Consider the following 8,271-nt stretch of genomic DNA (forward strand, 5'->3'; position numbering starts at 1 on the left):
TGAGCACCAATGGCCACTCTGGAGATCAAGGACCTGCACGTCTCGGTCAAGACCGACGAGACGTCCAAGGAGATCCTCAAGGGCGTCGACCTGACCATCAAGTCCGGCGAGACCCACGCGATCATGGGTCCGAACGGCTCGGGCAAGTCCACCCTGTCCTACGCCATCGCGGGCCACCCCAAGTACGACGTCACCTCCGGCAGCGTGCTGCTGGACGGCGAGGACGTGCTGGAGATGAGCGTGGACGAGCGCGCCCGCGCCGGCCTGTTCCTCGCCATGCAGTACCCGGTCGAGGTGCCCGGCGTGTCGATGTCGAACTTCCTGCGCACCGCCGCCACCGCCGTGCGCGGCGAGGCCCCGGCCCTGCGGCACTGGGTCAAGGAGGTCAAGGGCGCGATGGCCGACCTCGACATCGACCCCGCCTTCGCCGAGCGCTCGGTCAACGAGGGCTTCTCCGGCGGCGAGAAGAAGCGCCACGAGATCCTCCAGCTGGGCCTGCTCCAGCCGAAGATCGCGATCCTGGACGAGACCGACTCCGGCCTCGACGTCGACGCGCTGCGCGTGGTGTCCCAGGGCGTCAACAAGTACAAGGAGTCCGGCGAGGCGGGCGTGATGCTGATCACGCACTACACCCGGATCCTCAAGTACATCAAGCCCGACTTCGTGCACGTCTTCGCCGGTGGCCGCGTCGTCGAGTCCGGCGGCCCCGAGCTGGCCGACCAGCTGGAGGCCGAGGGTTACGTGAAGTACATCGGCAAGCAGGAAGCCGCCACGACCGGCTGACGTTGCACCTGTTGTGACCTTCGTACCGAGAGGAGGCGTCGGAGCCGTGACCACCACAGCCGCTCCACTGGACGTCGCTACCGTGCGCGCGGACTTCCCGATCCTGGGCCGCACCGTGCGGGAGGGCAAGCGGCTGGTCTACCTGGACTCCGGCGCCACCTCGCAGCGCCCGAGGCAGGTCCTCGACGCCGAGCGCGCGTTCCTGGAGACCGCCAACGCCGCCGTGCACCGCGGCGCCCACCAGCTGGCCGAGGAGGCCACCGACGCCTACGAGGCCGCGCGGCAGAAGATCGCGAACTTCGTCGGCGTCGACTACGGCGAGGTCGTGTTCACCAAGAACGCGACCGAGGGCGTCAACCTGGTCGCCTACGCGATGGGCAACGCCGCCACGGCGGGCCCCGAGGCCGAGCGGTTCCGCCTCGGACCCGGCGACGAGATCGTCGTCACCGAGATGGAGCACCACGCCAACCTCGTGCCGTGGCAGCAGCTGGCCGCCCGCACCGGCGCCGAGCTGCGCTGGTTCGGCGTGACCGACGAGGGCCGCCTGGACCTGTCGGGCATCGACGACCTGGTCACCGAGCGCACGAAGGTCGTCGCGTTCACCCACCAGTCGAACGTGCTGGGCACGGTCAACCCGGTGCGCGTCCTCGTGGACGCCGCCCGGCGCGTGGGCGCGCTCACCGTGCTGGACGCCTGCCAGTCCGTGCCGCACGGCCCCGTCGACCTCCACGCCCTGGGCGTGGACTTCGCCGTGTTCAGCGGCCACAAGATGCTCGGCCCGTCCGGCATCGGCGTCCTCTACGGCCGCCGCGAGCTGCTGGAGGCGCTGCCGCCGTTCCTCACCGGCGGGTCGATGATCGAGATGGTCCACATGGCCCGCTCCACGTTCGCGCCGCCGCCCGCGCGGTTCGAGGCGGGCGTGCCCATGACGTCCCAGGCGATCGCCCTGGGCGCGGCCGTCGACTACCTCACCGCGATCGGCATGGACCGGGTCGCCGCGCACGAGCACCAGCTCACCGAAGCGGCCCTGAAGGGCCTGGCCGGGATCCCCGGCGTGCGGGTCGTCGGCCCCCTGGGCACCGAGGACCGCGGCGGCGCGGTGTCGTTCGTCGTCGACGGCGTCCACGCCCACGACGCCGGCCAGGTGCTCGACAGCCTGGGCGTGGCGGTCCGGGTCGGCCACCACTGCGCGTGGCCCCTGCACCGCAGGATGGACGCCGCGGCCACGGTCCGGGCGAGCTTCTACCTGTACAACACGCTCGACGAGGTGGACGCGCTGGTGGACGCCGTGCGCGAGGCGCAGAAGTTCTTCGGTGTCGGATAGATTCGGGTAGGCCTGATGCAGCTCCAGCAGATGTACCAGGAGATCATCCTGGACCACTACAAGAACCCACACGGGCGCGGCCTGCGCGACCCGTTCGACGCCGAGTCGCACCAGATCAACCCCACGTGCGGCGACGAGGTGACCCTGCGCGTGAAGCTGGACGGCGGCAAGGTCGCCGACGTGTCCTACGACGGGCAGGGCTGCTCCATCAGCCAGGCGTCCACCTCGGTGCTGACGGACCTGGTCGTGGGCAGGCCGCTGGACGAGGCGTTCGCGAAGATGGACGCGTTCGTCGAACTGATGCAGGGCCGCGGCCAGGTGGAGCCCGACGAGGACGTCCTGGAGGACGGCATCGCGTTCGCGGGCGTGGCGAAGTACCCGGCGCGCGTGAAGTGCGCGCTGCTGGGCTGGATGGCTTTCAAGGACGCGGTGTCCCGCAGCGAGGGAGCGAAGGCATGAGCACCGAAGAGGACGTGGTGCGCGGCGTCGAGGGCATGCCCGAACCGCCCGCGCCGAAGGCCGACGTGGCGTCGCTCGACGACCTGGAGGAGGCCATGCGCGACGTGGTCGACCCGGAACTGGGCATCAACGTCGTCGACCTCGGCCTGGTCTACGACATCCGCGTGGACGAGGACAACGTCGCCCTGATCGACATGACGCTGACCTCGGCGGCGTGCCCCCTGACGGACGTCATCGAGGACCAGACCCGCTCCGCCCTGGTCGGCGGCGGTGGCGGCGGCCTCGTCAACGACTTCCGCATCAACTGGGTGTGGATGCCGCCGTGGGGCCCGGAGAAGATCACGGACGAGGGCCGGGAACAGCTGCGCGCCCTCGGCTTCACCGTCTGACCTGGCCCAGCGCCCGGTCCGGCGCGTGACCTGGTCCAGCACCTGGTCCGGTCCAGCGCCTGACCCGGTCCGGCGCCTGGCCGTGAACCCGACGGCCAGGCCCACCGACCGCACTTCGCAGGGGTCCCCTCCCGAGGGGGCCCCTGCTTTTATTCTGCCGGCCACCACCGACAAAAGCGGTTGGTCGACATCCGGCGCCCGGCTACCTTCGCCCGCGTGCCCGAGCACTCCCGCCCCGACCGCTCCCACCGCTCCCACCGCCTCCACCGCCTCCACCTCGACAACCGCACCCTCGCCTACGCGGACCACGGCGGCCCCGGCACACCCCTGCTCGCCCTCCACGGCACCTTCGGCAGGGGCGCGGTGTTCGACCGCCTCGCCGCCGACCTGGGCGACCTGGCCCGCGTGATCGCCCCCGACCAGCGCGGCCACGGCCGCAGCGACCGCGCCGCCTCCTACACCCGCGAGGACTTCGTCGACGACGCCGCGCGCCTGCTCCACCACCTCGACCTCGGCCCCGTCGTGGTGCTCGGCCACTCGCTGGGCGGCACCACCGCGCACCAGCTCGCCGCCCGCCGGCCCGACCTGGTCGAAGCCCTGGTCATCGAGGACATCGGCCCCGTCACGCGACGCCCCGAGGTGCCCCACCCCGTCCTCGACGTCCGCGGCTGGCCCGACCGCGCGCCCACCCGGTCCGCCCTCAAGGCCGCCATCGAAGCCCAAGGCGTCCCCGACGCCGGCTACTTCGCGCTCAGCGCGGTCGAGGCCGGCGACCACTGGCGGCTGCTGTTCGACTGGGACGACATGGTCGAGGTCCAGCGCCACGGCGCGGGGGACTGGTGGCCCGACTGGCTCGCCTCCACCTGCCCGGCGCTCCTGCTGCGCGGCGAGCACAGCCCCCTCCTGCCCGCCGACCTGGCGCGACGGGCCGCGACCAGGCGACCGAACACCCACCTCGTCGAGGTGCCCGGCGCCGGCCACTGGATCCACGACGACGCCCCGACCGAGCTGGCCGAGGCCGTCGCGGAGTTCCTCCGGGCCCTTCAGCGGACGCGCCGCTAACCCACCGCCAGGTGCGGCCCGCGCAGCACGTCCACGTGGTCGCTGCCCGGCCGCCCCAGCACCCAGCTGGTCCCGCGCAGCGACTTCGCGTGCTCCTTCAACGGCGCCAGCAGCCGCGACACCTCCCGGTAGGACCCCACCGACCCGGCCGCGCAGATCAACGCGGCCAGCGACAGCGTCACCGCCAGGCCCTCGGCCGCGAACGACCGGTCCAGCACCCCCGCGGCGAACGGCACGACCTCGTCCAGCCCCGCCACCACCAGGAAGTCGTCCCCGCCGACGTGACCCACCTGCACACCGGGGTACGACGCCGCGCCCTCCGTCAGCGCCCGCCCCAGCTGCCTGATCAGGTCGTCGCCCGCGGCGAAGCCCAGCGAGTCGTTCACCCGCTTGAACGCGTCCACGTCCAGCCAGCCCACCGCGAACAGCTCGCCGCCCAGGATCCGCCGGTCGACCTCCCGCGCGATCGCGTCGCTGCCCGGCAGCCGCGTCAGCGGGCTCAGCGCCGCCGCCTGCTCCACCTTCAGCTCCGCCACACCGCGCACCACGTCCGCCACCCGCACCACGCCCAGGCACCGGTCCTCGTCGTCCACGACCACCAGGTCGTCGTTGGTGCGCTCCCGGTTGGCGTGCGCCACCACGTCCAGCAGCTCCAACGCGCTGGACCCCGCGCCGATCACCTTCGGCTTGTCCGCCAGCCGCGCCGCCTCCCGCTTGGCGTGCAGCGCGTGCCCGAACGGGCCCGTCACCGCCAGCAGGAACCGGTTGCGGTCCACCGTCCACCGCGGCCGGTTGCCCTCGTCCACCAGCACCACGCCGGTCACCGTCGGCTGGCCGGCCAGCACCTCCAGCACCTCCTCGGACGTGGCCGAGTCCGGCAGCGTCGTCGCCGGGTGCAGGAAGTCGGTCACCGCGGGACCCGACCGGCGGCGCAGCGGCGCGGTCATGGTCCTGCTCACCGCCTCCGGGTCGTTGACCTCGCTGAGCACCGCGGCGATCGTCGCGTCCACGCGCGGCCGCCGCTGCGCGCTCGCCAGCAGGTTGCCCTGCGCCAGCCGCACCCCGAGCCGGCGCAGCGCGGCCAGCTGCGCCTCCGTCTCCACGCCCTCGGCCACCACCAGCGCCCCGGTGTGCTCGCACAGGTGCTGCAACCCCTGGACCAGCGCGCACCACGCCGGGTCCTCGGGCAGCGCGACGACCACCCCGCGGTCGAGCTTGATCACCTCGGGCTCCGCGTCGACCAGCAGCGACAGCGGCGAGTCGCCCTCGCCCACCCCGTCCAGGCCGATCCGGAACCCGTCCTCGCGCAACCGCCGCAGGCTGGCGACCAGCCGCCGGCTCGGCACCCGCGAGTACGGCGCGCCCACCTCCAGCACCACGTCCGACGGCGAGCGCCCGACCTCCCGCAACGCCCCGTGCAGCGGCGCGAACAGCTCCGGCCGGTCCGCGATCGTCACGGCCAGCAGGTTCACGTGCAGCGGCACGCCCAGGCCGTGGTCGGCCGCGTGGCGCACCGCCCGGCAGGCGAGCGCCACGTCGGTGTTGGCCAGGTACCCCGCGCGGAACGCCTCGCTCAGCAGGTCCCGCACGTGGCCGTCGTGCGGCCGGGCCAGCGCCTCCACCGCCACCACACCCCCGGTGTGGAGGTTGAACAACGGCTGGAAGGCGAAGCGGACGTCATCCAGCAAGGCGGGCACGCGCCGATCGTCCTCCCCGGACCGGCCGAAAACCGAGGCCGTTCACCAGCTGTTCCCGGAGATTTGGCCTAATGCACAGGAAATACCATGCGAGTGCGCATCCGCCACGACGCCAGTTCGAACAAACTGATCATCGCACCGACCGTTCCGCGCAGGTCACCGTGGCCGCCGAGGTAAGCGCGTTGATGAATCTCGGACAATCCGAAAAACTCGTTGAAGAATTCCGGGACCTCGTCCGGACCCATCGCCAACAACGCCGTCAACCCGCGCAACCGCAACGCGTGCACCACCCGCTCCTGCGGCGACCGCACCACCGGGCGACCCTCCGCCAACGCCCGCGCCACCACCGGCGCCCGCCGCAGCGAGACCGCCACGCTGTACCCCGTCGCCGGGTGGACGAACCCCGCCGCCGCGCCGAACGCGCCCGAACCCGGCCGCCCGTCCAGCGGGATGCGCACCCGCTCCTCGCCTCCCGGCACCGGCACGCCGTGCGCCGCCAACCGCGCGTGCAACCGCAACCGCAGCTCCGGCAGCGGCAACCCCGGCCGCCGCGCCAACGACGTCTCCTCCAGCAGCACCTCGTCCGCCGACACCGGGATCGCGTAGAGGAACGTCGGGTCCGCCGTCGTCGCCGCGGGCGGCTTCCGCCAATCCATGATCAAGGCCTCGTCCGGCGCCACGAACGGCCGCGCCGACGCCGCCGGCACCACCACCCCCACCGCCGTCTGCGCCGCCCGACCGCCCACCGCGCCCGTCGCCCGGACCACCCGACCGGCCACCACCCGCCCGTCGGCCAACCGCGCCCCCGAACCGGTCAGCTCCACCACCCGGCCCGCGACCACCTCCACCTCGTCCGGCAACCGCCACAGCCGCTCGTTGTCCAACACCGCGTACGCCCGCGCCAACCGGTGCTCCCGCGTGGTGACCACCCGCGCCCGCGACGCCACCACACCCACCGGCGTCCCCTCGGGCAGCTCGTCCAACCACGCCCCGTACGTCGACCGCCACGGCCGACCCGGATCCCGGTCCACCAGGGTCGTCCGCAACCCCAGCGCCGCGCACTCCCGGGCCAGCGCCCGCCCCGCCGGCCCGCCGCCGACCACCACCACGGCCACTAGCGCGCCTCCGGCGGGCGCGGCGGCGGCACGTCCCGCACCAGCAGCGGCCGGTGCCGCGACACCACGTCCGTCAACTGGGCCACCGTCCGCTCGATCGCCGCCCTCGCCGCGTTCCGCTCCGCGACCACCGCCGACAGCAGCAACGCCGTCGTCACCACCGTCCCGTTGAACGCCTGCAACGTCACCATCCGCACCAGCAGCTCCAACCCCTCGAACGGCCCCGAGGCCCGCGTCGCCCCGTGCGCCGCCAACACCGCCGCGATCAACGCGCACGGCGCCGTGCCCGCGTGCCCGAAGCGGAACGCCGCCCAGATCAGGAACGGGAACACCAGGTACATCAACCTGATGTCCGTCGTCGTGGCCACCGCCATCACCGCCGTCGTGCTCACCAGCAGCGCCACGGCCTCCACCACCCGACGAGGAGCCGGACGGCGCCCGCGCAACGACCGCGCGGTCAAGGCCAACGGCACGAGCACCAACACCCCCAACACGTCACCGGTCCACCACACCGACCACGTCGCCCAGAAGTCCACGCCGTCGACCACCCCGGACAGCAGCAGCGCGCCGCTGCCCACCGTGGCGCTGACCAGCATGCCCGTGAACGCGCCCAGCAGCACGAGGGACAGCGCGTCCCGCGTGCGGTCCAGCTCCAACCGGAAACCCACCCGCCGGAGCAGCAGGAAACCGACCACCGGCGCCAGCGTGTTCCCCGCGCAGATGAGGAGCGCCTCCCCGACACCGCCCAGGGGCGCGTTCACCACGAACGCCGCCACCGCGATCCCCGGCCACAACCGCAAGCCGCCCAGCAACAGGGAGAGCAGCGCCACCCCCGTCGGCGGCCACAACGGTGTCACCTGGTCGTCGACCAGAGCTCGGAGCAGACCCAGGCGCGCGCCGAGGTAGTAGCAGGCGGCGACCAGCAGGAGCCGAGCCGCGTGCGGACCCCACGAGCGGAGGCGGGGGAGCAGGTGCACCACGCCAGCATCCACCGCCCACGCCGCCCGCACCACGCCTAGCTGCGGAGACATCGAACCCGACCCCCCGATTTGTCTCCCGCGCGACAGGGGTGTAACTTTCTCTCTGCCAGCGCGGAACGGGCCGGACAAACCGGAACGGAGCGGGGCGAAACCCCCCCGGAGCAGAACAAGCAGCACAGCGTGCTGCCTCAGCCCGGACGGGACAAGGAACAAACTGAATGCGAAGCGGGTTCAGCGCTGCGCGAAGAAGCCGGAACCGGCCGATTTGACACCGCGAAAACGAACGAGCTAAGCTTCAAACACAAGCGAAACACCGGAAACACAAAGCCCCGGAATGAACCGCGGTAAGACGCGGGACAAGATGGTGAGCGCGTGTTCTTTGAGAACTCAACAGCGTGCCGAATAGCCAGTAAATTTATGATCCTCGTCAAGAGGATTCCTTTGAGATTGTTACTGGACAGC

The 8,271-nt window shown here is 72.3% G+C and carries 8 protein-coding genes; 5 read left to right on the forward strand and 3 right to left on the reverse strand.

The window, feature by feature from the left end; all coding sequences use genetic code 11:
• The first annotated feature begins 9 nt into the window (after positions 1–9).
• The 5 genes from sufC (at position 10) to ABD223_RS27070 (ending at position 4,017) form a co-directional block, all read left to right on the forward strand.
• Positions 10–783, forward strand: coding sequence for a Fe-S cluster assembly ATPase SufC (gene sufC, locus ABD223_RS27050; protein WP_344039344.1), 774 nt, complete (start codon positions 10–12; stop codon positions 781–783).
• Positions 784–829: 46 nt separating this feature from the next.
• A complete protein-coding gene (locus ABD223_RS27055; RefSeq protein WP_344039345.1) occupies positions 830–2,107 on the forward strand; it encodes a cysteine desulfurase in 1,278 nt (425 codons plus the stop codon).
• A 15-nt stretch (positions 2,108–2,122) separates the two neighbouring features.
• Positions 2,123–2,566 carry a Fe-S cluster assembly sulfur transfer protein SufU gene (gene sufU / locus ABD223_RS27060; RefSeq protein WP_344039346.1) on the forward strand — a complete coding sequence of 148 codons (444 nt, stop codon included), beginning with the start codon at positions 2,123–2,125 and terminating at the stop codon, positions 2,564–2,566.
• Positions 2,563–2,955: a metal-sulfur cluster assembly factor gene (locus ABD223_RS27065; RefSeq protein WP_344039347.1), complete on the forward strand. Its 393-nt coding sequence runs from the start codon at positions 2,563–2,565 to the stop codon at positions 2,953–2,955. Before sufU ends, ABD223_RS27065 begins: the two co-directional genes overlap by 4 nt.
• Positions 2,956–3,171: 216 nt before the next feature.
• Positions 3,172–4,017, forward strand: coding sequence for an alpha/beta fold hydrolase (locus ABD223_RS27070; protein ID WP_344039348.1), 846 nt, complete (start codon positions 3,172–3,174; stop codon positions 4,015–4,017).
• Here ABD223_RS27070 and ABD223_RS27075 read toward each other — a convergent pair.
• From ABD223_RS27075 to ABD223_RS27085, 3 genes are all read right to left on the reverse strand, one after another.
• Positions 4,014–5,714 (reverse strand): EAL domain-containing protein, encoded by a 1,701-nt coding sequence (locus ABD223_RS27075; protein ID WP_344039349.1) that lies wholly within the window; start codon positions 5,712–5,714, stop codon positions 4,014–4,016. The two genes, ABD223_RS27070 and ABD223_RS27075, sit on opposite strands and share 4 nt — an antisense overlap.
• A gap of 68 nt (positions 5,715–5,782) precedes the next feature.
• Positions 5,783–6,829, reverse strand: coding sequence for a lycopene cyclase family protein (locus tag ABD223_RS27080; RefSeq protein ID WP_344039351.1), 1,047 nt, complete (start codon positions 6,827–6,829; stop codon positions 5,783–5,785).
• Positions 6,829–7,860, reverse strand: coding sequence for an MASE1 domain-containing protein (locus ABD223_RS27085; RefSeq protein ID WP_344039352.1), 1,032 nt, complete (start codon positions 7,858–7,860; stop codon positions 6,829–6,831). Before ABD223_RS27085 ends, ABD223_RS27080 begins: the two co-directional genes overlap by 1 nt.
• Positions 7,861–8,271: the final 411 nt, after the last annotated feature.

This window comes from Saccharothrix xinjiangensis (assembly GCF_039527585.1).
GTDB lineage: Bacteria > Actinomycetota > Actinomycetes > Mycobacteriales > Pseudonocardiaceae > Actinosynnema > Actinosynnema xinjiangensis.

Excerpts from the sequence above, each read along its gene's own strand:
- ABD223_RS27085 (WP_344039352.1), bottom strand. The coding sequence starts at position 7,860 with ATGTCTCCGCAGCTAGGCGTGGTGCGGGCGGCGTGGGCGGTGGATGCT.
- sufC (WP_344039344.1), top strand. The coding sequence starts at position 10 with ATGGCCACTCTGGAGATCAAGGACCTGCACGTCTCGGTCAAGACCGAC.
- ABD223_RS27065 (WP_344039347.1), top strand. The coding sequence starts at position 2,563 with ATGAGCACCGAAGAGGACGTGGTGCGCGGCGTCGAGGGCATGCCCGAA.
- sufU (WP_344039346.1), top strand. The coding sequence starts at position 2,123 with ATGCAGCTCCAGCAGATGTACCAGGAGATCATCCTGGACCACTACAAG.